Consider the following 24638-nt stretch of genomic DNA (forward strand, 5'->3'; position numbering starts at 1 on the left):
TAGGGGGGACAGGTGTGAATTAGGGGGGACAGGTGTGAATTAGGGGGGACAGGTGTGAATTAGGGGGGACAGGTGTGAATTAGGGGGGACAGGTGTGAATTAGGGGGGACAGGTGTAATTAACGCGTCTGGCTGGTGTCTGCCATGCGCGGTCGGCGCCTCGCGTTAATTACACCTGTCCCCCGGCCTTAAATGCGCACCCGCTTCCCCCGACGCGGGACCGGTGTTAAGTCGCTCACCTGTCTGAGCCACCGGAAATATGAGCCCCGCCCCATGACCGACACTGCCCTGATCACCACCATCGATACCGCCTGGGACAATCGTGACAGCGTCTCGACCGACACGACCGGGGAAGTCCGCGACGCCGTGGAGACGGCTATCAATCTGCTCGACAGTGGCCAGGCTCGCGTCGCCTCTCGTGGGGATGACGGCAATTGGGTGGTGCATCAATGGTTGAAGAAAGCCGTGCTGCTGGGCTTTCGGCTCAACCCGATGGATTTGATCGAGGGCGGTATTGCCGGCGCCAAATGGTGGGACAAGGTGCCGTCCAAGTTTGACGGCTGGGGCGAGGCCGAGTTCAAGGCCGCCGGCTTCCGCGCCGTGCCACCCTGCGCCGTGCGCCGCGGAGCCTTCATCGCGCCGGGTGCGGTGCTGATGCCGTCCTATGTCAATCTGGGGGCTTATGTCGGCGAAGGCACGATGATCGACACCTGGGCCAGTGTCGGCTCGTGTGCGCAGGTCGGTGCCAATTGCCATATCTCGGCCGGGACCGGGATTGGCGGCGTGCTGGAGCCCTTGCAGGCCGACCCGGTGATCATCGAGGATAATTGCTTCATCGGTGCCCGTTCCGAAGTGGTCGAGGGCGTGATCGTGCGCGAGGGCTCGGTGCTGGCGATGGGTGTCTACATCACCCGCTCGACCAAGATCGTCGACCGCGCCAGCGGCGACATCAGCTATGGCGAAGTGCCGGCCTACTCGGTCGTCGTGCCCGGCGCCCTGCCCGATCCCAAGGGCGGTCCGAGCCTGTATTGCGCCGTCATCGTCAAGCGGGTCGACGCCCAGACGCGGGCCAAGACCTCGATCAATGATTTGCTGCGCTAGGCAATGATTTGCTGCGCTAGGCAATGACTTGCTGCGCTAGGCTGTTTCGTCCAGCCAGGCTTCAACGCCGCGCGCGGCTGCGAGACCGGTGGCGAAGCTGGCCTGCAACAGATAACCGCCCGTCGGCGCATCCCAGTCAAGCATCTCACCGGCCGCAAAAACGCCCGGCGCGGCTGTCAGCATGAAGTGATCATCAACGGCTGAGCGCGCGATGCCACCGGCCGAGGAAATCGCCCGGTCGAGATCGCGTTGCGCCGTCACCCGCAGGGGTACGGCCTTGATCAGGGCGGCCAGCGCCGCCGGATCGCGCGGCAGTTCACCGACGGCATCGCGCAGGACCGAGATCGCCTGCGGCGTCAGCCCGGCCTTGCGCAGCGTGTTGGTCAGCGATTGCCCCTTCTTCGCCTTGCCCAGCCACGTCGCGAGATCACCCGCATCGCGATGCGGTTTGAGGTCGAGCTGGAGGGTGACGGTATCGCCATTCGCCAGCGCCGAGCGAATGGTCGAGGACAGGGCATAGACGGCACCGCCCTCAAGACCGTAGCGCGCGATCATCGCCTCGCCGGCGACCCGTTCATCGCCCAGCGACAGGGCAATGGTTTTCAGCGGCGCACCGGCGAAACGGTCCTTGGTGATCGCGCTCCAGTCGATATTGACGCCGCAATTGGAGGCCGAAAACCCGACCAGATCGACGCCGCGTGCCGCCAGCGCCTCGGTCCATGCCCCGTCGGACCCCAGGCGCGGCCAGCTGGCACCGCCCAGGGCGAGCAAGGTGGCTTCCGGTGACGCCGTGACCTCGCCGTCCGGCGTCTGGAACACCAGTGCGCCATCGTCGTTCCAACCGGTCCAGGTGTGACGCAGGTGCAGCTTCACACCGTGCAGGTCCAACCGCTCACGCCAGGCCCGCAACAAGGGCGAGGCTTTCATCGCTTCGGGAAACACACGCCCGGACGAACCGGTAAAGGTCGCTTGGCCCAACCCTTCACACCATGCCCGAAGGTCGGCGGGGCCATGTTGTGAAATCGCCGGCCCAAGCCAGTCAGCGGCCTCGCGATAGCGACCCAGAAAGGCCGGCAGCGGTTCGCTATGGGTCAGGTTCAGCCCGCCCCGCCCGGCCATGAGGAATTTGCGCCCGGGGGTCGGCATGCGCTCATAAAGGCCGACCTCGTGGCCGAGCGTGGCGAGATGTTCGGCGGCGATCAGCCCGGCCGGGCCGGCACCGATGATGGCGATATGTCTTGGGCGGAGTGTGCTCATGTCCCCTGTGTAGCGGTGGTCGCCCCGGACCGCCATCTCGCGCTGCGCCAGGGGTGAGTCCGGGCTGCGCTGATGCGTCGCTACCGCTTCGGGCTCGAATCTGGTCACATGGGGCAAATCACACAACTAGGGGCGCGCCATGAGCGAAGACACCATCCGGGAAAAGCCGACCGCCAAGGATCCTGCGGCGCCATACGGCTCGGCCGACAATCCGTCGGAATTTGACGTGCTGCACCGCATGGGTACGGACGAACCCTATTTCATCATCCGGGGCGGCGACCCGCTATCCGACGCCCTGGTCGAGCTGCACGCCTATATCGGGGCCGGCCAGTCCGGCGCGGCGCATGACACGCTGGAGCGCATCCTGGCCCTGACCTCGCAGAAGCCGCCCCGCCCTGTCGGTTCACCCAAATACCGCGAGACCTTCAAGATCTCGGTCTCGATGGAGCGTTTCCGCGAGACCCACGGCCGGTCGCACTAGTCGGGTCCGTGAGGGCCATCGTTCATGTCAGGTGCGCTGACAGTCCGGCGCGGCACGCCCGCTGACAATCCCGCCCTTGGCGAGGTGATGTTCGACGCTGTGCGCAACGGGCCCAGCCTGTACACGCCAGCCCAACAGGCCGCATGGGTTCCGGAACCGCGCGGCGGCACCGATTGGGACGAGCGCCTGGCCCGCCAGTGCGTGTTTCTGGCCGAGCAGGCTGGCCTCATCCAGGGTTTCCTGACGCTCGACCCGCCCGATTATGTGGATTTCGCCTATATCCGCCCGGACTGCCAGGGCAAGGGCCTGTTCCGACGCCTGCATGACGCCCTCGAGCAGGAGGCCGGACGCCGCAAGCTGTCCGGCCTGCACGTCCACGCCAGCCTCATGGCCCGCCCGGCCTTTCTCGTCGTCGGCTATCAGGTCACCGCGGAAGAAACAGTCGAGCTCCGCGGCGAGCATTTCCGCCGCTTCGCGATGCAAAAAGTGTTGTAGAACACGCACCGACCCAACCTTGCCCGCCCGACGATAAGTCGGGGAAGTGCGCCGGAAAGTGAGCACGATTACGTCCATGAGGCTTGCCGCACGGAATCCGGCACGGAATGCGGCTTTACCGCCGCGCGCCGCCGGCACGGCAACATGTCGGCTCAACCATGGATCACTTCCCCTCCAGTGAGCTGAACATCGACCCGGTTCTGTGCTCGAGGTGGTGAACGACAAGAAACGCCGGCGTCACACGTCAAAATCGTGCCGCAGAACACTTCCTTATAAGGGATGCTAATGGGTCGATCAGCCGACCCTTGGCGGTCTTTACCAAGTGGTCGCCATGGCCTCCCATGCGTCGCTCCTGCGGCAGTGTGTGTCGATGCGCTCTCGACGCTCACCTTCGCCAATGCCCCGGTACAGAAGCTCAAGAAGCCCCTTATAAGCCGTCACGCCCCTTGACGAAGCTTAATATCCCTTACAAGGAAAAATGGATGGAGGCTGGCATGAGACAAATGGACGAAGAGACCGGCTGGTTGAAGCTTGATCTCGATGCCCATAGGGCATTGGAAGCTCGACGTGTTTCGCTGGAAGAGAGCCAGCTGGACATACTGAAACGCGCGCTCTTGCGGGCCGATGGCACGGCAAGCGCTGGCTCAACGGCTGGGCCAATGTCTCGCAAGCAAGCCGCGCATTCCCCGCTGAAAGCCCCCCCGGCGGACTGGCATGACAAATTTGGCGAATGCGATCGCAGAACAGGGCATTTTCAGGTTCAACTGCACGATTATGTTCAGTTCGCGGACAGCCAGAAGGCCGCTTATCGACTGGCGTTGGTCTGGATGGAGAAGACATACCCGGGAACTCTGGCCCGATTGGCGAGCCATCCGGGAGGGCGGGGACGGCGGATCGTCGCAGCCGACCAGGAAACGCTTTATACACGGTCTCCCGAACTGGCGAAAATGGCTGAAAAACTGACCGACGACTGGTATGTCGATGTGAACCTTTCGAAGGCGCAGAAGCTCTCTCGCCTTCGGACCGCCTGCCGCATCACCGGCCTCGAATTTGGCAAGGACCTCGTCGTTGACATCTGACCCCTCGAACGACCTCGCCAACCCCCTGCCGCTGGCCCAGGCGCTGATCCGTCGTCCGTCGATCACGCCAGCCGATGCCGGTGCGCTGGGTGTGCTGGAAGCCGCACTGGAGCAATTGGGCTTCGCCTGCCGGCGCTACCCGTTCGGCGAGGTCGACAATCTCTATGCCCGCCGCGGCGCTGCCTCGCCCTGTTTCCTGTTCGCCGGGCATACCGATGTGGTTCCGCCCGGTGACGACGAGGCCTGGCAGAAGCCGCCCTTTGGTGCCGAGGCCGGGGATGGTGTGTTGTGGGGGCGCGGCGCCGCCGACATGAAGGGCGCCATCGCCGCGATGGTCGCTTCGGTCCGGCGCTTTCTGGATACCTGTGAACCGGACGGCTCGATCGCCTTCCTGATCACTGGCGACGAGGAAGGCCCGGCGATTCATGGCACCAAGGCCGTGCTCCAGGCGCTGGCCGAAGAGGGCGAAACCTTCGACCATTGCCTGGTCGGCGAACCGACCAATCCCAATGCGCTGGGCGATACCATCAAGTCCGGTCGGCGCGGATCGCTGAACTGCACCCTCACCGTGACCGGCCGACAGGGGCATGTGGCCTATCCCGAGCGGGCGGAGAATCCGATTCCGGCCCTGCTCGACCTGCTCGGTCACTTGCTGGCCCGCAAACTGGATGACGGCGTGGCGCCTTTCCAGCCATCCAATCTGGAAGTGACCTCGGTCGATGTCGGCAATCCGACCACCAATGTCATCCCGGCGACCGCGACGGCCCGATTCAATATCCGCTTCAACATCGCCCATACCGGTGACGCCCTGTCCGACTGGATCCGGGCCGAAGTGGCGAAGGTCGATCTGGATTTCGACGGCCGGATCGAGGCCGATATCCATGTGACCGGCGAAGCCTTCCTGACGCCGGCCGGCTCCTTCACGACCCTGCTCCAGGACTGTGTGGAAGCGGAAACCGGACGCCGCCCGGCACTGACCACCGGCGGCGGCACCAGCGATGCCCGCTTCATCCAGCTTTACGCACCCGTCGCCGAATTCGGCCTGGTCGGAGCCACGATGCACCAGGTGGACGAGCGTGTTCAGGTCAGTGACATCGAGACCCTGACCGCCATCTACACGCGTATCCTCAAAGGCTATTTCAAGGATGTCCCGGCATGATCCGATTGATCGCCGAAGGCTGGCAGGGCATGCAGGGTGCCTTGCGCACCCTCACCTTCCGCGAGGGTGGCGAGGCGATGTTCGACGTCTCTATCGGCGGCTTCTGGCGTTCCTTCGCGGCGGCTCTGTTTGTGCTCCCCCTGGTCACGCTGGTCTTTTTCGAGCGGGCTCATCTGGGTGTCGGCATCAACGCGGCCATGTACTATCTGATCTTCGCCGCGACATGGCTGAGCTTTCCGCTCGCCGCAGCTCTGGCCGTCATGGTGATCGGGGCGAAGCCGCGCTATCTCGCCTGGGTCATCCTGCACAATTGGGGCGTGGTCTGGCTGTATCTGGTCATCACGGCGATCTGGTCTCTGCAGGTCGCCGGTATCATCAACGCCGAGTTCCGCGACTTCCTGTTCTTCCTGTACGGCTATCTGCGCATTCTGGTGCACTGGCGCCTGGCCTATGTGGCATTGGGCGTCCCAACCATCACTTCAGCCTTCACTGCCGCCGTTCCGGCGCTGGTCTCCTACATTGTGCTGGTCGGAATCAGTCAGGCCTTTGCCGCCTCGGCAGCCGCAGCGGCCAGCTAGACCGGGTCAGGATAGTCCACGGCCGTCAGGTACAGACCGTGAGCCGGCGCGACGGGCCCGCACTGGCTGCGGTCAGCCGCATCAAGCGCGCGTTTGAAGTCGCGCGCAGACCATTTGCCCACCCCGACCTCGACCAGCGAGCCAACCATTGAACGCACCTGTCGATGCAGGAAGGAGCGCGCCGAACAGGTCAGCTGAACCTCTTCGCCATAGCGCGACACCGATATCGCATCGAGTGATTTGACCGGGCTCTCGGCCTGGCACTGGGCATCGCGGAACGTGGTGAAATCATGTTGGCCGAGCAGCGCCTGGGCGGCACGATGCATGGCTTCGGCGTCGAGCTTGCGGGTGACCCGCCAGACCTGCCCCCGGTCCAGCGTCAAAGGCGCCCGCCGGTCGATCATCCGGTAGAGATAATGGCGCTGGGTGGCCGAGAAACGGGCGTGAAAATCCTCGCTCACGCGCACCGCTTCGATCACCGCCACCGGATCCGGTTTGAGATGGTAGTTGATGGCATCACGGACCTTGTCGGTGGAGAGGTCCTTGGCCAGGTCGAGATGGGCAACCTGGGCCAGGGCATGGACACCGCTATCGGTACGACCGGCGCCATAGACGAGGACCGGCGCGCCATCGAGCTTCTCCGCGGCCCGCTCGAGACTTTCCTGCACCGACGGCGCATTGTCCTGACGTTGCCAGCCCGAAAAGGGCCCACCGTCATACTCGATGATGATCTTGTAGCGCGGCATCAGTCGAGCACCGTCCCGGCGGGCAGCGAATTGCCGTTGAGGAAGGTCGCGGCATCCATGGCACCCTTGCCTTCGCGTTGCAGGCGGACAAGACGCAATGCGCCGTCCCCACAGGCAATTGTCAGGTCTTCGATCACCGTGCCGGGCGCCGCCTTGCCGTTGTCGGCCTCGGCCAGCAGCACCTTGACCCGCACCGGGCGCTTCTCGCCCGGCATCTCGAACCAGGCGCCCGGGAAGGGCGACAGGCCGCGTACATGACAGGCCAGTTCACTGGCCGGGCGGGACCAGTCAATGCGGGCCTCGTCGGACGAGATCTTGCTCGCATAGGTGACGCCCTCGCTCGACTGTGGCACGGCCTCCAGCGATCCGCGCTCCAGCGCCGACAGGGCACGCGGCCACATCAGGGCACCGGCATCCATCAACCGGTCATGCAGGCTGGCAGCGGTGTCGGTCTCTGTGATGCGCACGGTTTCCGACAGCAGGATCGGTCCGGTGTCGAGCCCCGCCTCCATCTGCTGCAGCTGGACACCGGTCAGCGTGTCACCGGCCATAATGGCGCGCTGTATCGGCGCCGCGCCGCGCCAGCGCGGCAGCAGCGAGGCGTGCAGGTTGAGACAGCCCATGCGCGGCGCATCAAGCGCGGCCTGCGGCAGGATCTGGCCGTAGGCGACCACGGCAGCCAGATCGAGGTCCAGCGCGGCAAACGCGTCAATCACTTGCGGATCGCGGAAACTGGCCGGCGTCGAGACCGGAATGCCGAGCACCTCGGCGAGCTGGTGCACGGGCGTTTTTTGTTCCGCCTGGCCCCGCCCCCGACGGCGGGGGGGCTGGGTGAAGACATGCACTACGTCATGTCCGGCCGCGGCAATCTCGGCCAGCGAGCGGGCGGCAAAGTCGGGGGTGCCCATGAAGGCGAGACGTAGGGTCATTGGCTCTCGGCGCTCAACGAGGAAGGGACGGTGCCTGTGTTATCGCCCCGATGGCGCAAACGCCAAGCTCGCTTTCCAGCCGCCGCAATAATTCGTGATAGGCGGGCCAAAGTATCCGCTACCCGGAAATTCGGCGAAATGATAAATCGCTGCCGCGTGCCAATCATGGCACGAGGGTCAAGGACACCCCCATGCGTATGCAAGTTACCGCTGCCATTTTCGGCGGCGCGCTTCTGATGGCCTGCTCGGCACCGGACACGGTTTCCGCCGCCCAGGACAGCGCCGAAACATCAATTCCGGCGACCAGCGAAACTGTCACCGATACCCAGTCAGAGATGACGTCCGAACCGGCCCCGGCCAACGTCGACATGACGGTTGCCGAGGTCGCCGCCGAGATCAGCTGCACACAGGAATATGCGCCGGTTTGCGGTGCTGATGGCGAAACATATGGCAATGCCTGCGAAGCCGCAGTCGCCAACGTCGAGACGGTCGCCACTGGCGAATGCCATGTGGACGAAGTCCCGCAGGACTAACCGCAGCTCACCACCATCGCCCTCCAGGGTTCAATCTCGCAGGGCAATACAGTCGCGGGCCGGTTCCGGAGACGGGGCCGGCCCGTTTCTATTCAGCGCCCCAGGGCGGCGGAGGGGTATCGACGGGATTGGTCAGGTCGAATTGCGCCGCGAAATGCCGGTCCGGACGGTCCAGCCCATAGGTGAAACTGGTCTCGGTCAGGGTCATAGACCAGATATTGTCCATCGAGACCGCGATCCCCTCACGGTCAAACAACATCCGGCTGAATGGATCGGCCGGAAATTCGGCGCGCCCGTCGGCAGGCGGCTCGGCCGTCGATCCGCCATACTGGGACAACACATCCTCACTGCCGTCCTCGTGCCGGTGGTCATGTTTGAGCTGCAACCCGCCCGAGACCCGCGACAACACGAATGTACGCGACCGGTCATCGCCGACATGCATCGGCATGCGGATCTGGGTAGCGGAGCATTCGCGCACATGAAGGGTCAGCGTCTGGTCGGCCCAATCGGCGTCGCGCGGGTCGTCGGTTATGACGCGCCCCTCAAAAGCCTGTCCGCACAGCTGCGAAAGACTGGCGAACAGGGAGGTGTCCTCCGGTGGCCCGGCCTGGGAACAGGCCGTCAGGACAAGTGGCACAAGTGCAAAACAGGACGCGCGCATGATTTTCTCCTCGGTCCGGACCAAACTGCCCGATCCCTTCCATCATGGAAACTGTGACTTTCGGGCCGGTGCATGGCTCTGACCGGAAAAACGCCTATCTTGTCCTGCATTGACTGGCCCTGACCGGCCGCACCTGCAGGACGTCACCACCATGCCCTCCTCTGACACCCTCACCCGAACACGCCGTATCACAAAGGTTTCCCGAGGCCTGCCAACCTCGGATGGAGCCGGCGTCAAACTCACCCGCATGCTCGGACATCGCGGTCTGATGGACCTCGACCCCTTCCTGATGCTCGACCAGATCCGTTCCGATGACAGTGCGGACTACATGGCAGGTTTCCCCAATCACCCGCATCGCGGCTTCGAGACGGTCACCATCATGCTGGAAGGCCGGATGCGTCATGGTGACAACAAGGGCCATTCCGGCGTGATCGAAGGCGGGGGCATCCAGTGGATGACCGCCGGGCGCGGCATCGTGCATTCCGAGCAGCCGATCGAGGATGAGGGCCGCCTCTGGGGTTTCCAGCTCTGGGTCAATCTGCCCGGCGCGCTGAAAATGACCGATCCGGGCTATCAGGAGTTTGACCAGTCACAGGTCCCGGTCGAAACCCGGCCCGGTGCCAGCTTGCGCGTACTCGCCGGCACCAGCTCGACCGGCGTCACCGGCCCGGCCCGGTCCGTCGCCATCCAGCCGACCCTGATCGACATCGTGCTCGAACCCGGCGCCACGCTTGAAGAGGCTATCGATCCCGGCCACACGGCCTTCATCGCCGTCTACAAGGGCATGGTCTCGACCGGCGAAGGCCGGGTCGAGGATCCGGACCTGGGCGTGCTGGAAGATGGTGACCGGATCGAGCTGAAAGCCGGGCCGCAAGGCGCCAGCCTGCTGCTCGTCGCCGGCAAGCCGATCAATGAGCCGGTCGCCCGCTATGGCCCCTTCGTGATGAACACCGAAGCCGAACTGCACCAGGCGGTAACGGATTTTCAGGCCGGCAAGTTCTGAGCCCTAAAAAGGGGACAGGTGTAATTAACGCGCGGCTCCACATTTGATCATGGATCCAACCTGGCGCTTTAATCCTGAAAAGGGGACAGGTGTAATTAACGCGCGGCTCCACATTTGATCATGGATCCAACCTAGCGCGTTAATTACACCTGTCCCCTTTTCAGGCCGCGTCGCGGTCTTTCGACTTTTCGACCTTCTTCACCTTCTGCACCGCACGCTGGCGTTTCAGGCGGGAGAGGTAGTCGATGAAGAGCACGCCTTCCAGGTGGTCCATCTCGTGCTGGATGCAGACGGCAAACATGCCTTCGGCGATCTCGTCCTGCGGGTTGCCGTCATAGTCCAGATACTGGATGCGGATCCGGTCCGGGCGTTCGACCTCGTCATAGACGGTCGGCACGGACAGGCAGCCCTCCTCATAGGGCTTCAGCGTGTCGGACGGGTCGGACAGGACCGGATTGACGAAATAGCGTGGCTTGGGCTCCTCGTCGGAACCGGCAAGGTCCATCACGATGATGCGCTTGGGCACGCCGACCTGGATTGCCGCCAGGCCGATGCCATCGGCGGCGTACATGGTCTGGAGCATGTCATCCATCAGCTCGCGGAGCTCGTCATCAACCCGGTCAACGGGTTGGGACACTTCCTTGAGCATCGGATCGGGGACGGTGAGGATATCGCGTATGGCCATTTGCCCTAGATAGTCGCACTGGCTTTCAGGATCAAGAATCGACCGCTTCCGGCGCTGTCAGGGCTGGCTTGGGGACAGTTTTGCCGTCTCCGCCATGTGACCCCTCGTCTGCGCCCGCCGACTCCAGGTATTCGGCCGGCAGCGATTTGCGGGCATTGGCGCCCAGGGATTTGAGCATTTCGGTCTGCCGCACCAGATTGCCGCGCCCCTCGACCAGCTTGCCCTTGGCGGCCGCCCAGGCGTCCTTGGCCCCGTCGATCCGCTTGCCGATGGTTTCGAGATCGCCGACGAATCCTTCAAACTTGTCATACAGCGCACCAGCGCGATCGGCGATGTCGATGGCGTGGCGGTTCTGGCGGTCAATCGTCCACAGATTGCCCACCGTGCGCATCGCCATCATCAGCGTCGTCGGCGTGGCGATCATCACATTGCGGTCCCAGGCATAGGCCGACAGCTCTGGGTCATTTTGCAAGGCCAGCGAGGCCGCGCCTTCCAGGGGAATGAACATCAAGGTGAAGTTCACGCCCTCATAGAGCTTGGCGTAATCCTTGTCCCCCAGCGCCTTGATATGGGCGCGGACCGAGGCGATGTGCTGTTTCAGCGCTGCCGCCCTGGCTTCGTCTTCCTCGGCATTGACGCAGCGTTCGAAGGCGGTGAGCGAAACCTTGCTGTCGATCACCAGTCGATGCCCGCCCGGCATGTCGACGATCACATCGGGTCGCAGCAGCGCGCCGTCGGCATTACGTTCGGTCGACTGGGTGTGGAAGTGTTCGTTCTCGATAAGGCCGGCGCGCTCGAGAATCGAGGCCAGTACCATCTCGCCCCAATCGCCCTGCACCTTGGACGAGGAACGCAGCGCATTGGCCAGTTTCTGGGCGTCCTCTGACATGCGCGAGGCATCCTTGCGCACGGTTTCCATCAATTGCTTGATCTCGCCGGCATGCCCGTGGCGCTGCTCGGCGTCTTTCTCCACTTTCGAGCGGAAATCGGTCAGCTGTTCGCGCAGCGGCTTGAGCAGCGTCTGCAGGCTTTCCGTGCTCTGCTTGTTCAGCTCGGCACCGGAGGCCTTGAGAATTTCCGCGGCGGTCAGCTTGAACTGGTCGTTGAGGCGCTCGCGGGCCTTTTCCAGTTCGGCGAGCTTCTCATCGTGATGGCGCAAGGCTGCATCATGCTCGGTCTTCAGCGCTTCATGGCTGGCGTTGAGCCCGTTGCGCTCGGCCGTGACGGCTTCCAGGGCGGCCCGCAGACGGTCGCGTTCCTCGACCACCCCGTCGAGCCGGGCCAAAGCTTCGCGCGCGGTGGCGAGTTCGGAGGCGGCGCGTTCCTGCCGACTGCGCCAGTCGTCGCGCTCGCTGCGCAGCCGCTCCAGGTCCGGGTGTTCCGTCGTGCCGGCCGGGTCGGATTTTCGTTGCAGCAACTGGCTGCCGGCAAGCACCACCAGCAAGACGGCCATGCCAGCCAGGATCAGCCAGGTTTCCGGGGAGATGTCTGAGAGGGTCACGATAGCAGTCGCCTTCCTGTTCGCGGTCATTCTGGACGAGTCGCCCCGGTGCGGCCAGTCATCCGCCCGCACAGCAGACACGCTGACAGCCCGCAGCGACAAAACCTGTCACCCGCCTTCCTGTCGACAGTCACCTGCTCCGGCCCGCCACTTGCTTGGTATCGGGCAGGGAGTACCGGGAGGACAAGCGTGCGGACGAAAACCGTTTCAATCGAAGACATTTCCGCGAGTCAGATCGCACAATGGAACCGTTGGGCGTCCCCGAACGGGAAACTTGTCAGTCCGTATCTGCGGTTCGAATTTGCTGAAACCGTCGCCCGCGCCCGCAGTGATGTCCGCGTCGCCATCATCGAAGACGGCAACAAGACCATCGGATTCTTCCCGCATCACAAGGCCCATGGCGGCATTGTCAGACCGGTCGGTGCCCCGATGAGCGATTATCAGGGTGTGCTCGCGGCCGACCCGGCGGCCATCCCGCCACAAGCCCTGGCCCGCGCGGCCGGTGGCTCGGCGCTGGTGTTCGACAACTGGCACGGCGACCTCGGCGCACAGAACCGCGACGCGCGGACCAGCAGCGGCAGCCATATCGCAGCCATCGGCGCTGACGGGGCAGAGTTCCTGGCGGACCGTCGTGTCCACCACAAGGACCATTTCAAGAAAATGGCGCGTCGCCACCGCGCCGCAGAACGGGACCTCGGTCCGGTCCGCGTGACCCTGGGCGATCCGGACGGCAAGGCGTTTGCTGCATTGAGCGCATGGAAGCAGACCCAGTATCGTGACACCGGCAAGCTCAATGTGTTCGGGATTGACTGGGTTCAGCGCGTCCTTGGGGATCTGCGCCAGCGCGAGGGCGAGGCCTTCTCCGGCCTGACCGCCGCGCTGTGGTTTGGCGATCGTCTGGCTGCGGTCGAGTTCGGCCTGGTTGCCGGCGACGTCTATCACTCCTGGTTCCCGGCCTATGATCCGGAATTGTCGCGCTATTCACCCGGCCTGCTGTTGCTGCACGGCCTGTTCGAGCAAGCCCCTGAGCGCGGCATTGCCCGTGTCGACCTGGGTCATGGCGGAGACCATTACAAGAAATACTATTCCAGCTACACCGTACCGCTCGGACAGGGCCGCGTTCTGGCTCCGGGCCTGGCCGCACTCGGCATCCGGACCTGGGAATTGGCGGAACAGACCGTTGAGCGGCTGCCCGGCAAGGTCGGAGCCCTCCCGGGGCGCCTGCGCCGCCGCTGGGCCCAGGTCAGCGCCTTCCAGCCCCAGCTGGCGCCGCGCCTGGCCAGCTTCGCCGGATCGATCGCACTGTAACGGGCGGCATACCGCATGCCGCATGCCGCATGCCACAGCGCCCCATGCCACAGGGTGTGGTCGTGACTACCGTGTGCGCGCCGATGCGCTAGACTCTGCTCCGGACCAGCAAGCACGGAGTGAACCCATGCGCATTGTTGCAAGCCTCGCCGCCACCGCCATTCTGACCTCTGGCGGTTTCGCCCAATCCGATATCCATGAGACCGAACAGGCTGATTTCCGGGTCGAGACAATTGCCGGTGGCCTGGCGTTTCCCTGGTCCGTCGCCTTCCTGCCCGATGGCGACATGCTGGTCTCCGAGCGTGAAGGCCGTCTGCGACTGATCGAGGACGGGATCTTGCGCGCCGCACCGGTCGCGGGCCTGCCGGACATTCTGGTCGAAGGTCAGGGCGGGCTGATGGGCCTGGCGGTCCACCCGGACTTTGCCGACAACCGGCTGGTCTATTTTGCCTATGCCGAAGGACGGTCCGGCGCCAACCATACCGCGCTTGGTCGGGGACGCCTGAACTCCGATGCCACGGCACTGGAAGCGGTCGAGACCCTGTTCCAGGTCAATTTCGAGAAGGAGCGCGGCTATCATTTTGGCGGCCGGCTGCAGTTCCTGGCTGACAGCACGCTTTTGCTGACCCTTGGCGACGGCAACCGCTATCGCAACGAAGCGCAGAACCTGAACAACCACCTGGGCACCATCGTCCGCCTCAATGATGATGGCACCGTGCCGTTCGACAATCCCTTTGTCAGCGCGCGGGGCGCCCGTCCCGAAATCCTCTCCTTCGGTCATCGCAATGTGCAGGGTATCGCCATCAACCCGCAGACCGGCTCGGTCTGGGCCCATGAACACGGCGCTCGCGGTGGCGACGAGATCAATCTGATCGAGCCGGGCAGCAATTACGGCTGGCCGCTCGCTACCTATGGCGTCAACTACAACGGCACGCCGATCTCCGATGACACCCACGGCGAGGGACTTGAACAACCGATCTGGTTCTGGGACCCGTCAATCGCGCCCTCCGGACTGACCTTCTACGACGGTGAAGGATTCGAGAACTGGCGCGGCGATGCCTTTGTCGGCGCCCTCGCCGGCTCCATGCTGGTGCGCTTTGAAGTGGAAGGCGACCGGGTCATATCGAGCGAGGAATTGCTGGTCGACCGGGGCGAACGCATTCGCGATGTCGCAGCCGGACCGGACGGCAATCTCTATGTCCTGACGGATTACCGGGAGGGTCAGGTGTTGCGGCTGGTACCCATCATTCCCTGAGCCGGCACGCCCCGCGCCGGCAGACGGGTTCAGCCTCTGAAATCGGTCAGTTTTCGCCCTTCGGCGATATTGCGCAGCAAATAGACGGCGGGCGTATCGAAAGCTGCGACCAGGAGTTTCACGATCACCTGCCCCAGGACGAGGCTGCCGATCACCGACCAGGTCTGGACACCGGCAAAGGCGACGGTGATGAAGATGGCGCTGTTGAAGGTTTGCGAGACCATGGTCGACACGTTGTTGCGCAACCACAGCCGGTTCTTGCCGACGTGTTTCTCACGCATGTGGTGGAAGATCAGGACATCGGCCAGGGCGCTGATCCCGAAAGCGACCATGCCGGCGAAATTGGTCCGGTTGCCGGATGAAAACACCTCGACGAATGCGGCTTGCTGGCCGTCGGTCCAGTTTCCGGCGGTGGTGATGAAAGGAAACACGTCTTCGGCATGCATCGCATACAGAAGCAGGAAGAGGATGACGAAGCGCATCAGCACGCCTGTCAGGACCACACACAGGGCATACCCCCTACCCCAGACTTCGGAGATCACATCGGTGGCCAGATAGGTCAGACCGAAGGCCAGCGTGCCCGCCGGGACCAGCACGGTGAGCGGGCCAAGATGAAAGGCCTGGATCTTGACCGCCGTGATCGCGGCCAGCACCAGCGACACCATGAACAGGCCGGTACAGAAGAACAGCACGAAAGCGCGACGGGTCACGCGGTCTGCCGGCAGGCCTCCATCGGTCGCTGTCGTCGAAATCGGTTCTTGCATGCCTGCCTCCCCGGGCGCCTGGTCAACAAGGATAGAGCGATTTGGGTCGATGAATAGGGTTATTCAGACACTTGACCGGCTGCGGAAGGCCGCAGCGAGGGTTCCATCGTCGAGATAGTCCAGCTCACCGCCAACCGGGACGCCCCGTGCCAGCGACGTAATCGACACATTGCACCCGGCCATCCGGTCGGCCAGGTAGTGTGCGGTTGTCTGGCCATCGACCGTGGCGTTGAGTGCCAGGACGATCTCGCTCACCTCGTCGCGGGCCGAACGCTCGACCAGCTTGGTGATGTTGAGGTCTTCAGGTCGCACGCCATCCAACGCCGACAGCACGCCGCCCAACACATGATAACGCCCCTTGAAGGCTCCGGCCCGCTCCAGTGCCCACAGATCGCCGACGGTCTCGACCACACAGATGGCGGCGTCCAGCCGGTTGGGTGCCGCACACACCGTGCACGGATCCGCCACATCCATATTGCCGCATTCACTGCAGGCGCGGATTTTGTCGGCCGCATCCGCCAGGGCTTCGGCGAGCGGCCGCATCAGCGCGTCTTTCTTGCCAAGCAGGTTTAGCGCCGCGCGTCGGGCCGAGCGCGGGCCAAGGCCGGGCAGCTTGGCCAGCAGCGATATCAGGCGTTCGATTTCCGGACCGGCGGAGGCTGTTTTCATGGCATGAGCGGTCCGGTCAGAACGGCATCTGCATGCCGGGTGGCAATTGCAGGTCGCCGGCCGCGTCTTTCATGATGTCCTGCTGGGCGTCCTCGCCCTTGCGGCGGGCATCGGCATGGGCGGCCTTGAGCAGGTCCTCCAGGATCCCCGGCTCGTCCGGATCCATGACACTCTTGTCGACATGGATCGACACCATGTCGCCCTTGGCGGTCAGGACCACACGGACAAGCCCGGCTCCGGCCTCACCCGTCACTTCGGTTTCGGCCAAGCGTGCCTGGGCCTCGGTCATTTTCTGTTGCATGGCCTGCGCCTGCTTCATCAAGCCCATCAGGTCCTTCATGCGCGTTTCTCCGTCGTTTCCTTGCTGTCAGTTTCAGCGGCCGGTTGGGGATCGCGGACCTTCACGATCTCGGCGCCCGGGAACAGCCGCATGACCTCGACCACGGCCGGGTCATGGCGGGCCGCTTCGAGCCGTTCGGCCTTCAGACGCAGGCGACGCTCGGACCAGGTCTCGCCACCTTCCAGCGAGCCATCGGCCAGGATCATCCAGCGGTCGCCGGTCCATTCCAGCAGTCGGCGTGACAGGCGTTGTGCCAGGTCGCGCGGTGCGTCCTCGATCGGCTGGAAGGTAAAGGAGCCAGGCTTGAAAACTGCCGGACGCACATAGCGCTCGACGTCCGACTGCAGGCCGATATCACGCTTCTCACGCAGCAGGTCCATCAGCGCTTCCCAGGTCTGCGGCCCGGAAAAAACCGGCGCATCCTGTTCAACATGAGCCACCGCTTCCGGCTCGGTCAGCGCCCGATGGGCAGCAGTGTTCCGGTCTGCCGCTGCGGTCGCCGGCGCGGCGGCCGGCTCAGGCTTTCCCGGCGCCTCCGCGGCACCGGCGGCCGGACTGCTTGCACGTGGCAGGCCGGCGAGCAGGCGTGCCGCATCCTCGGGCGGCGGCAGGCTTGCGGCCGAGGCCAGTCGCAGCACGGTCATTTCAGCCGCCGCCAGCGCGTCCGGCGCAGCGCGGACGTCATCAAGACCGGTCAGCAAAATCTTCCACATCCGGGTCAGCTGACCCAGCGACTGGCTCTCTGCAAGCGCCACGATCCGCGCCACGGTATCGGCAGCCTCGCCCAGATCGGCACCCGGCCCGGCGGCCTTCACGCGGGAGGTGGCGTGGACATAATCCAGCAGGTCACGGGTGATCACGACCGGATCGCCGCCGGCATCATGCAGGGAGGACAGCTCGGCCAGGGCATCGGCGGTCTTGCCGGTCAAAGTCTGTTCCAGCAGGTCGAGCACACGGGCGCGATCGGCGAGGCCCAGCATGTCGCGGATCTGCGGTGCGCTGACGGGTCCGTCTTCCTCGCTCCCCTGGACAATGGCCTGGTCGAGCAGGGACAGGGCATCCCGTACCGACCCTTCAGCCGCTCGGGAGATCAAGGAGAGGCCGTCACGTGCCACCGACGCGCCCTCGAGACCGCAAATGCGCTCGAGATGGTCGGTCAGGACTTCGCGATCGATCCGCTTGAGGTCGAAGCGCTGGCAGCGCGACAGCACGGTCACCGGCACCTTGCGGATCTCGGTCGTCGCGAAGATGAACTTGGCGTGCTCGGGCGGTTCCTCCAGCGTCTTCAACAAGGCGTTGAAGGCGGAGGCCGAGAGCATGTGGACCTCATCGATGATGTAGACCTTGTAGCGGGCCGACACCGGGGCGTAGCGCACGCCATCGAGGATCTCACGGATGTCACCGACGCCGGTGCGCGAAGCGGCATCCATCTCCATCACATCGACATGGGCCGAGCGGCCGATGGCGTCGCAATGACGCCCTCTTTCGGTCAGCGCCATGGAGGGCGCGTCAACCGCATCGGTCTCGAAATTCAGGGCGCGGGCGATCAGGCGCGCGGTGGTGGTCTTGCCGACACCTCGGACCCCGGTCAGCATGTAGGCGTGGGCGATCCGGCCGGCGGCAAAAGCGTTGGTCAGGGTCCGCACCATGGCGTCCTGGCCAATCAGGTCCTCGAAGGTGTCGGGGCGATATTTGCGGGCCAGGACCTGGTAGCCGGGCGTCGGGCCGGTTGCGGGAATGTCGAGCCCGGGCATCAACGCTTCGGTCGCTCCGGTGTCTGCGGCTGGGAGCGGCGTGTCGTCCATGACGTCCTGTCGGCTGGTGCGAGTGGAGTGCGGGTCGGGCGCTGCAACCCCCACGACGCCCCCTCGGGTCGTCGCGTTCGAGCCTAGAGCAAGATTCGCGTTCCGCGAAGGGCGATACGGGGTTTGAAGTGGAAGACCGGACAGCGACCCGAGCAAAACTCGTTACGGCTGCTTCCTTCCGGACCTGACCGGGTTGGCGAGGCGCTCGTCCACCGCCGATCTTCCGCGCTCTATATCGCGCGTGAGACGTCCCGGTGCAAGGCATGGCTTCATTGTGTCTGCAGGACCTCTCCCTCTCCTCTCATCGCGGCCGCCTGCAGGAAGCGAGCATGGTCATCGAGCGCTTCGATCAGGGCCAGGTTTCCGCCGGCCTCGAGCAGGACGTCGCGCCAGTAACCGGTCACCCGGGCCTGGGTCTCCAGCCAGTCGCGCACGGCGAGGCCGGCATGGGCTGCGGAGCGCGATGCGGTTTCGGGTCGTTCACAAGCCATCATGATCCTCCTGACCCGACAATAAATGCGACTCATTCTCAAAAACAAGCGGAAAGATGACAGGCTGGCTGCTTCGCGGCAGTTTTGCGGACCGCTTGATGAAGCGCGCAGGAGGAGACTCGATGATCCCGCACAACCTGGTTGGCAGTGCCGCGGTGTTGCTGACAACCGATCTCGCCCGAGCGGCGGCCTGGTATCGCGAAGCACTCGGTTTCACATGTCCGCTCGAGACAGCGAGCGGGCAGACCTTCGTGATCGCTGAACGGGATGGTGCGGCCATCATGCTGAAGCGATCCGACACCGTGCCACCCCCAAATCGTGACTTCACACCCGGGCTGGACCTGTTCGACGCCTATGTCTGGGTCCGCGACCTGAAGTCCGTGGAGGACGAGTTGAGGGATCGAGGCACGCCGCTTGTTGAAGGCCCGGTCAAACGTATTTATGGCTGCACGGAGATCGCGGTCCACGACCCGGATGGACACCGCATCGTGTTCGGATATTGCCCATGAATGATCGCACCCTGCTCGCCGGACGTGATCCGTTGGTTTTCGCCGGATCGCCGCTTGATCGCGGTGACCTGCTCCGCCGCGACGAGACCGCGATGGCAGACCTGCTGACCGGAGATGACGGCTGGTGGCTGGGACTGGTCGATGGCGACCCGGTCCTGCAGCAGAGCGGTGGCCTGTTCTGGTTTCGCCGCAGCGAGATTGCCGGACTGGCGGACCTACAGACCGGGTTGTTCCTCGGACACTACGCGGACCTACAGACCGGGTTGTTCCTCGGACACTACAAGGACTCGCCCTGTTTCGCCGCGGTGATCACCAAGCCCGACACCCTGCCGCTCGACGGCGAGATTACCCCGGCCCGCCAGGCCGCCATGGCACTCAGTCATGACGAGGCTGCCATCTATGCCCAGGCCAAGGCCCTGTTTGCCTGGCATGAACGCCATGGATTCTGTGCCGCGTGTGGTCACGCAACCCGGATTAAGTCCGGTGGCGCGCGCCGGGTTTGCGGGGCTTGCGACAGCGAACACTTTCCCCGCGTTGACCCGGTGGTGATCATGCTGGCCACCGATGGCGACCGCTGCCTGCTCGGCCGACAGTCATCCTGGCCCGAGGGAATCTGGTCGGCGCTCGCCGGCTTTGTCGAACCGGCGGAAACGCTGGAAGAGGCCTGCGCCCGCGAACTGGAAGAAGAAGCCGGTGTGAAGGCCGACATTGCGGCGATCCGCTATGTCATGGGGCAGCCCTGGCCCTTCCCGTCTTCGCTGATGATCGGTCTCATCGCGCCGGTGCTCGACGCGAGCCTGACCATCGACACGCACGAGCTGGAACAGGCGCGCTGGTTCAGTCGCGACGAGGTCCGCGACATGCTGGCGACCCGCCATCCCGATGCGGCCATGCCCCCCTCGATCGCCATCGCCCGGCGTCTGGCGGAGTTATGGGCAGACCAAGCGATCTGACGCCCAGCCCTTTTAAGGGACAGAGGGGCCGCGCACTGGCGCGACCCCTCCGAACCGATATCAGCCGCCGATGCGACGGACGTAGGAAACACCGAAGAAATCGGCTTCGCCGCCATCATCATAGTCAAAGCGGGTGTAATCGGCGCGGACACCATTGCGGGCGTCGAAGAAATATTCGCCGCCAACACCATAGGCCCAGGCTTCATCGCTGGCGCTGAAATTCAGGCCGGCCGCCGATGCGTCGGCTTCGGTCGTGGTGTATCCGGCGCGCAGGAACACCGAACCGTCTTCATTCGACCAGGGACGGACGACGCCGAAGACGCCGGCGACATAATCGAGGCTGACATCGCCGGTGAGGCCGCCAACGGTGAGGCTTTCATCGCCCAGACCGATATTGAGCTGGCCTTCGACACCCAGATAGCGGGTGAAGTCATAGCTGCCGCGCACGACAACCGTATCAAAATCGACACCGTCAAAATCGGCGGCTTCATAGCCGGCGCCAAGACGGATCTGGCCTTCCTGGGCCGAAGCGCCAGCGGCGAGGGCCAGGACGGAGAGGGAGGAGACGAGTACTGTACGGAACATTTGGATTACCTTGTTGAGTTTTATTGGCTGCACGCCATTGGCGCCCCCAGCGGCTGGCTATCTGGTGGTCGAATAAGACCGGATCAAGGCCAACCCCGAACAGAGTGCAGTCATCGCTTCATTCGGACGCCGATGCGCCACAGGGATCACACGTGGCGGGGCCCGCTTTCCGGTCGTGCGTCGCGATACCGCATGCAGATGAGCGCGTTGCGGTGTTGCCTGCGAGCGCGGCGCGTGCCAAACACGGGTCGATTTTCAACCTGCTGTATTTGGGGGCGTCCATGGGCGAACTCTTCTGGAACAAGGTTGCCGGCGTCGTGCTGGCAACAGTGCTGGGTGTCCTGGCGATCACCGAACTGGGACATCTCCTGGTTCCGTCGCATGCGGCCCACGAGCTGACGGCCGAGAACACCGCTTACCCCGTTGACTGGGCCGCGCTCGACTCCGGCCATAGCGCCGAAGTGATCGAAGAAGGTCCGACCGATTATGGTCTGGTCCTCGCGGCTGCCGACATCGGCGCCGGTGAACGAGCCGCGCGCCGCTGTGCGGCCTGTCACTCCTTTGACCAGGGCGGCGCCAACGGTGTTGGCCCCAATCTCTGGGGCATTGTGGGCGCAGACATCGCGAGCCATGACGGCTTTGGTTATTCCGGCGCCCTGCAGGGCCTTGAAGGCAACTGGACCTATGAGGCGCTCGACGCCTTCATCGAAAGCCCGGCCGGTTACGCTCCCGGCACGGCCATGTCCTATCGCGGCCTGGGCAATGACGACACCCGGCTCGAGTTGATCGCCTATCTGCGGTCCCTGTCCGACACTCCGATGCCGCTGCCGGCGCCGCTGGTCGAAACCGCCTCGGCCGAGGCTGTTGACGACGCCATGGGCACCATGACCGACGCGGTCGACGAAGCCGTTGAGGCAATGACCGAGGTTGTCGAGGACGCCGTCGACCAAGTGGCCGGCCCGGATGACGACAGCGAAGGCGACAATCCGTAGTCGCGCCTGAACTGGCATCACAATGATCAAAGCCCCGGATGACCTGTCCGGGGCTTTTTTGTGTCTGGGATTCGGGCAGCCGGTCAGCGCGGCCGGTAAATCGCCCGCACCGGGTTTTCGGCCGCGCGGATCCGGGCCTCGGCCTCGACAAAGGGTTCCAGCGTCACATCCATGCTGGTCGCATTGGCATGCAGGAGGTGTTCGCTGTCGGTCATGATGCCGACATGCCCCGGCCAGAACACCACATCACCACGCCGACGCTCCGCCGTGTCGGTGACGTCATCCCAGATCGCCCTCAGCGCCTTTTCCTGCTGGTCGGCATCGCGTGGCATCGTCTGCCCGGCCGCCTGCAGCGACATCTGCACGAGGCCGGAACAGTCCAGCCCCAGACTCTCCTTGCCGCCCCACAGATAGGGGGCCCCCAGAAACGCCTCGGCGACCGCGACGAAATCCGTCGCGGTCTCGCCAACCGGCGCACAATGAGCCTCCACGACCCAGCCCAGACCGACTGCCTCAACAAAACGCCCCTCTCGGCGCCCCGCCGTGAAACCCGCATTCAGGCTGAGAAGATGGTTCGGCGGCGCCTTGATGCTCGGTTCTGGAAAGGCGTAGGTCCGCAAAACGCTGATCACATGGTCAACAGGCCGGATTGTGTCAGACAGTCCGGACCACTCGACCCAGCCGACATATCCATCAGCCCGGGATTGTCCCCAGGCCCAACCGTCGCGGGTTTCCAGCACAGCGAAGATGTCGCCGGCCAGGACCTGGTCGTCCATTGCGGCGGACGGGTCGGGTGCCTTGCGGATCGGCAGGGCCGGAAGGATGACCTGATGATCGACCGGGGCGACGAAGCGCTCCGCCTCGACATGCCCCCTCAGCTCATCGGATGCGAGGTCGGGCCTCGCGGCTGTGACACGGGGATCCAACTGGGACATGAACGCGTTTCCTCGGCACGGTGGGCGACGGTCTCGCCATAATCGTACAGGAAAACCGCCCCCTTTACAGTGCGGTGCACCGATACGTCGCGCTTGTCGTGGCGATCGCGCTTGCGCCGCACAAAGCCTTGCCGTTCGAGCACGTCCAGCGCTCGCGTGACGGCTGGCTTGGGCAGGTCGAGCTGACGGGCCAGGTCGCGGATGGCGTGGGGTCCGGGCTTCATGAAGATCGACAAAAGCAGGGCGAACTGGCGCGCCGTCAGGTCAGCCGCTGCCCCGCGCACGGCATCGGCCGATACGCGTCGCATCATCTCAAGCGATGTCATCGCCTGTGACGGCATGGCTGACTCCAAAAACAAACCCGATCCGAGTGATCAGGCCTTATTCTGGAAGCGCTCCTTGAGCATTTGGTAAACGGCGCGCGCCGCATGCATGTCGCCGCCCTTGGGGCGTCCGGGACGGGGTTTCGGGTTCCAGGCAAAAATATCGAAATGGACCCAGCGCGCATCGCCGACGAAGCGGCGCAGGAACAGCGCCGCGGTGATCGAGCCGGCCATCGGGGTTGCGGCGCTGTTGACCAGGTCGGAAATTTCCCCGTCCATTTCGGATTCATAGCCGTCCCAGAGCGGCATCCGCCACAGGGGGTCGGCCACCTCGCCGGCCGATCGGGCCAGCGCCGCCGCGATGTCGTCGTCATCGGTATAGAAAGGCGCCACCTCCGGTCCCAGGGCCACGCGGGCGGCCCCGGTCAGGGTGGCGAAATCGAGCAGGAGCTCACACGGTTCCTCGACGGCGCGCGCCAGGGCATCGCCCAAGACCAACCGTCCCTCGGCGTCGGTATTGTCGATCTCGACGGTCAGGCCCTTGCGCGAGTCAATGATGTCGCCGGGCCGGAAAGCGCCTGCGCCGACCGCATTCTCGACCGCCGGGACGAGCAGGTGCAGGCGTACCGGCAGTTTGCCAGCCATTACCATGCGCGCCAGGCCCATCGCGTTCGCACCGCCGCCCATGTCCTTCTTCATCAGGCGCATGAACTGGGCCGCCTTGAGGTCCAGCCCGCCGGTGTCGAAACAGACGCCCTTGCCGACAATCGCCAGGCGCGGATGGGCCTCATCGCCCCATTCCAGCTCCAGCAGTCGCGGCGCCTCGCCGGCGGCACGACCAACGGCATGGATCATCGGGTAATTCTGGGCCAGCAAATCATCGCCGCGGGTCACCCTGACTGTCGCCCCGAAGGTATCGGCCAATGCGCGAAAAGCCGCTTCCAATCCCTCCGGACCCATGCGGTCGGCGGGCGTATTGACCAGGTCCCGCGTCAGATGGACCGCCTCGGCGATGGAGTTGGCCTCATCAAAGTCGGCCCCGTCCGGCGCAACAAGGCGTGCAGCCTCGCGCGGTGCCGGCTTGTAGGTCGTGAAGGTGTAGCCGCCCAATGCCCAGGCAGTCGCGGCCAGGGTTGGCTCGAATGCGTCGGGCAGATTGACCAGCTGCCAGTCACCCTCCGGCAGGGTCAGTGCCGCGGCGCCAAGGACGAAGGCGTCCCGGCCGGCACCGATCCCGAACAGGGCCTGCACCTCACCGCCGTCCGGCAGCAGGACGATCTGTCCCGGCTTGCCCTTGAAACCGGCGGCCAGACTGCGCTGGTCTGCCGGCAATTCCGCAACCGCAGCATCGACCCCGGCCTCACTGACAAGGCGCAGTTTGCGGGCTTTGGAGGTGGATGAAATGAGGGCGGTCATGATGGTTCCTTTCGCGTGTCCGGGCGTGTCGGACGGATTAACCCATTCTTGACCGGCGCGGCCCAGATTCAAGTCATGCTCAACAG

Annotated in this window: 28 protein-coding genes and 1 other RNA gene; 13 read left to right on the forward strand and 16 right to left on the reverse strand. The window is 64.4% G+C overall.

What is annotated here, in order from left to right:
• The first annotated feature begins 272 nt into the window (after positions 1-272).
• Positions 273-1100 (forward strand): 2,3,4,5-tetrahydropyridine-2,6-dicarboxylate N-succinyltransferase, encoded by an 828-nt coding sequence (gene dapD / locus VOI18_RS13515; RefSeq protein WP_323762944.1) that lies wholly within the window; start codon positions 273-275, stop codon positions 1098-1100.
• A 36-nt stretch (positions 1101-1136) separates the two neighbouring features.
• On the opposite strand, the gene VOI18_RS13520 is transcribed toward dapD, so the two are convergent.
• A complete protein-coding gene (locus VOI18_RS13520) occupies positions 1137-2357 on the reverse strand; it encodes a TIGR03862 family flavoprotein (RefSeq protein ID WP_323762945.1) in 1221 nt (406 codons plus the stop codon).
• A gap of 139 nt (positions 2358-2496) precedes the next feature.
• Here VOI18_RS13520 and VOI18_RS13525 point away from each other — a divergent pair, with 139 nt between their 5' ends.
• From VOI18_RS13525 to VOI18_RS13545, 5 genes are all read left to right on the forward strand, one after another.
• On the forward strand, positions 2497-2838 hold the full coding sequence (locus VOI18_RS13525) for an aspartate decarboxylase (protein ID WP_291764055.1): 342 nt from the start codon (positions 2497-2499) through the stop codon (positions 2836-2838).
• Positions 2839-2862: 24 nt separating this feature from the next.
• On the forward strand, positions 2863-3333 hold the full coding sequence (locus VOI18_RS13530; RefSeq protein WP_323762946.1) for a GNAT family N-acetyltransferase: 471 nt from the start codon (positions 2863-2865) through the stop codon (positions 3331-3333).
• 446 nt (positions 3334-3779) lie between these two features.
• Complete coding sequence (locus VOI18_RS13535; protein ID WP_323762947.1) at positions 3780-4412, forward strand: hypothetical protein; 633 nt, start codon at positions 3780-3782, stop codon at positions 4410-4412.
• Positions 4402-5571, forward strand: a complete 1170-nt coding sequence (gene dapE, locus VOI18_RS13540) for a succinyl-diaminopimelate desuccinylase (RefSeq protein WP_323762948.1) — start codon at positions 4402-4404, stop codon at positions 5569-5571. Before VOI18_RS13535 ends, dapE begins: the two co-directional genes overlap by 11 nt.
• Complete coding sequence (locus VOI18_RS13545) at positions 5568-6149, forward strand: hypothetical protein (protein ID WP_323762949.1); 582 nt, start codon at positions 5568-5570, stop codon at positions 6147-6149. Before dapE ends, VOI18_RS13545 begins: the two co-directional genes overlap by 4 nt.
• Here VOI18_RS13545 and truA read toward each other — a convergent pair.
• Both truA and fmt read right to left on the reverse strand, forming a co-directional pair.
• Positions 6146-6895, reverse strand: coding sequence for a tRNA pseudouridine(38-40) synthase TruA (gene truA / locus VOI18_RS13550; protein ID WP_323762950.1), 750 nt, complete (start codon positions 6893-6895; stop codon positions 6146-6148). The two genes, VOI18_RS13545 and truA, sit on opposite strands and share 4 nt — an antisense overlap.
• A complete protein-coding gene (gene fmt, locus VOI18_RS13555; RefSeq protein WP_323762951.1) occupies positions 6895-7824 on the reverse strand; it encodes a methionyl-tRNA formyltransferase in 930 nt (309 codons plus the stop codon). The genes truA and fmt overlap by 1 nt, the downstream gene beginning before the upstream one ends.
• Positions 7825-8015: 191 nt before the next feature.
• Here fmt and VOI18_RS13560 point away from each other — a divergent pair, with 191 nt between their 5' ends.
• The gene (locus VOI18_RS13560) at positions 8016-8357 is read left to right on the forward strand and encodes a Kazal-type serine protease inhibitor (RefSeq protein WP_323762952.1); all 342 of its coding nucleotides are present in this window, start codon (positions 8016-8018) and stop codon (positions 8355-8357) included.
• Positions 8358-8445: 88 nt separating this feature from the next.
• Here VOI18_RS13560 and VOI18_RS13565 read toward each other — a convergent pair whose 3' ends face one another.
• Positions 8446-9018 (reverse strand): hypothetical protein, encoded by a 573-nt coding sequence (locus VOI18_RS13565; RefSeq protein WP_323762953.1) that lies wholly within the window; start codon positions 9016-9018, stop codon positions 8446-8448.
• Positions 9019-9169: 151 nt separating this feature from the next.
• On the opposite strand from VOI18_RS13565, the gene VOI18_RS13570 reads away from it, so the two are divergent.
• Positions 9170-10021: a pirin family protein gene (locus VOI18_RS13570; protein WP_323762954.1), complete on the forward strand. Its 852-nt coding sequence runs from the start codon at positions 9170-9172 to the stop codon at positions 10019-10021.
• Between the two features lie 160 nt (positions 10022-10181).
• Here VOI18_RS13570 and def read toward each other — a convergent pair whose 3' ends face one another.
• Together def and rmuC are read right to left on the reverse strand one after the other, a co-directional pair.
• Entirely contained in the window at positions 10182-10706 is a 525-nt protein-coding gene (gene def, locus VOI18_RS13575) for a peptide deformylase (protein ID WP_323762955.1), read from the reverse strand.
• Positions 10707-10737: 31 nt separating this feature from the next.
• The gene (gene rmuC, locus VOI18_RS13580) at positions 10738-12207 is read right to left on the reverse strand and encodes a DNA recombination protein RmuC (RefSeq protein WP_323762956.1); all 1470 of its coding nucleotides are present in this window, start codon (positions 12205-12207) and stop codon (positions 10738-10740) included.
• 189 nt (positions 12208-12396) lie between these two features.
• Here rmuC and VOI18_RS13585 point away from each other — a divergent pair, with 189 nt between their 5' ends.
• On the forward strand, positions 12397-13515 hold the full coding sequence (locus VOI18_RS13585; RefSeq protein WP_323762957.1) for a GNAT family N-acetyltransferase: 1119 nt from the start codon (positions 12397-12399) through the stop codon (positions 13513-13515).
• Between the two features lie 127 nt (positions 13516-13642).
• Complete coding sequence (locus VOI18_RS13590; RefSeq protein ID WP_323762958.1) at positions 13643-14770, forward strand: PQQ-dependent sugar dehydrogenase; 1128 nt, start codon at positions 13643-13645, stop codon at positions 14768-14770.
• A 29-nt stretch (positions 14771-14799) separates the two neighbouring features.
• Here the strand turns inward: VOI18_RS13590 and VOI18_RS13595 are convergent, their stop codons facing one another.
• The 6 genes from VOI18_RS13595 to VOI18_RS13620 all read right to left on the reverse strand — a co-directional run bounded on the left by VOI18_RS13595 (position 14800) and on the right by VOI18_RS13620 (position 18839).
• Positions 14800-15534 (reverse strand): queuosine precursor transporter, encoded by a 735-nt coding sequence (locus VOI18_RS13595; protein ID WP_323762959.1) that lies wholly within the window; start codon positions 15532-15534, stop codon positions 14800-14802.
• A 63-nt stretch (positions 15535-15597) separates the two neighbouring features.
• Positions 15598-16203, reverse strand: a complete 606-nt coding sequence (recR, locus tag VOI18_RS13600; protein ID WP_323762960.1) for a recombination mediator RecR — start codon at positions 16201-16203, stop codon at positions 15598-15600.
• Positions 16204-16219: 16 nt separating this feature from the next.
• On the reverse strand, positions 16220-16543 hold the full coding sequence (locus VOI18_RS13605; RefSeq protein ID WP_323762961.1) for a YbaB/EbfC family nucleoid-associated protein: 324 nt from the start codon (positions 16541-16543) through the stop codon (positions 16220-16222).
• Positions 16540-18348 (reverse strand): DNA polymerase III subunit gamma/tau, encoded by a 1809-nt coding sequence (locus tag VOI18_RS13610; RefSeq protein WP_323762962.1) that lies wholly within the window; start codon positions 18346-18348, stop codon positions 16540-16542. Before VOI18_RS13610 ends, VOI18_RS13605 begins: the two co-directional genes overlap by 4 nt.
• 127 nt (positions 18349-18475) lie before the next feature.
• Positions 18476-18573: signal recognition particle sRNA small type (gene ffs / locus VOI18_RS13615), an RNA gene on the reverse strand.
• 44 nt (positions 18574-18617) lie between these two features.
• Positions 18618-18839, reverse strand: a complete 222-nt coding sequence (locus tag VOI18_RS13620) for a hypothetical protein (protein WP_323762963.1) — start codon at positions 18837-18839, stop codon at positions 18618-18620.
• Between the two features lie 122 nt (positions 18840-18961).
• On the opposite strand from VOI18_RS13620, the gene VOI18_RS13625 reads away from it, so the two are divergent.
• The gene (locus tag VOI18_RS13625) at positions 18962-19348 is read left to right on the forward strand and encodes a VOC family protein (protein ID WP_323762964.1); all 387 of its coding nucleotides are present in this window, start codon (positions 18962-18964) and stop codon (positions 19346-19348) included.
• A complete protein-coding gene (gene nudC / locus VOI18_RS13630) occupies positions 19345-20301 on the forward strand; it encodes an NAD(+) diphosphatase (protein WP_323762965.1) in 957 nt (318 codons plus the stop codon). The genes VOI18_RS13625 and nudC overlap by 4 nt, the downstream gene beginning before the upstream one ends.
• Positions 20302-20361: 60 nt before the next feature.
• Here nudC and VOI18_RS13635 read toward each other — a convergent pair whose 3' ends face one another.
• Entirely contained in the window at positions 20362-20886 is a 525-nt protein-coding gene (locus VOI18_RS13635; protein WP_323762966.1) for a porin family protein, read from the reverse strand.
• A 281-nt stretch (positions 20887-21167) separates the two neighbouring features.
• On the opposite strand from VOI18_RS13635, the gene VOI18_RS13640 reads away from it, so the two are divergent.
• Complete coding sequence (locus VOI18_RS13640) at positions 21168-21878, forward strand: cytochrome c family protein (RefSeq protein ID WP_323762967.1); 711 nt, start codon at positions 21168-21170, stop codon at positions 21876-21878.
• A gap of 83 nt (positions 21879-21961) precedes the next feature.
• Here the strand turns inward: VOI18_RS13640 and VOI18_RS13645 are convergent, their stop codons facing one another.
• The 3 genes from VOI18_RS13645 to VOI18_RS13655 all read right to left on the reverse strand — a co-directional run bounded on the left by VOI18_RS13645 (position 21962) and on the right by VOI18_RS13655 (position 24552).
• Entirely contained in the window at positions 21962-22813 is an 852-nt protein-coding gene (locus VOI18_RS13645; protein WP_323762968.1) for an NlpC/P60 family protein, read from the reverse strand.
• Positions 22753-23124 (reverse strand): MarR family transcriptional regulator, encoded by a 372-nt coding sequence (locus tag VOI18_RS13650; RefSeq protein ID WP_323762969.1) that lies wholly within the window; start codon positions 23122-23124, stop codon positions 22753-22755. Before VOI18_RS13650 ends, VOI18_RS13645 begins: the two co-directional genes overlap by 61 nt.
• Before the next feature lie 63 nt (positions 23125-23187).
• Positions 23188-24552 carry a leucyl aminopeptidase family protein gene (locus VOI18_RS13655; RefSeq protein WP_323762970.1) on the reverse strand — a complete coding sequence of 455 codons (1365 nt, stop codon included), beginning with the start codon at positions 24550-24552 and terminating at the stop codon, positions 23188-23190.
• Positions 24553-24638 lie beyond the last annotated feature (86 nt).

The sequence above is a fragment of the Maricaulis sp. genome, from assembly GCF_034670125.1.
Lineage (GTDB): Bacteria > Pseudomonadota > Alphaproteobacteria > Caulobacterales > Maricaulaceae > Maricaulis.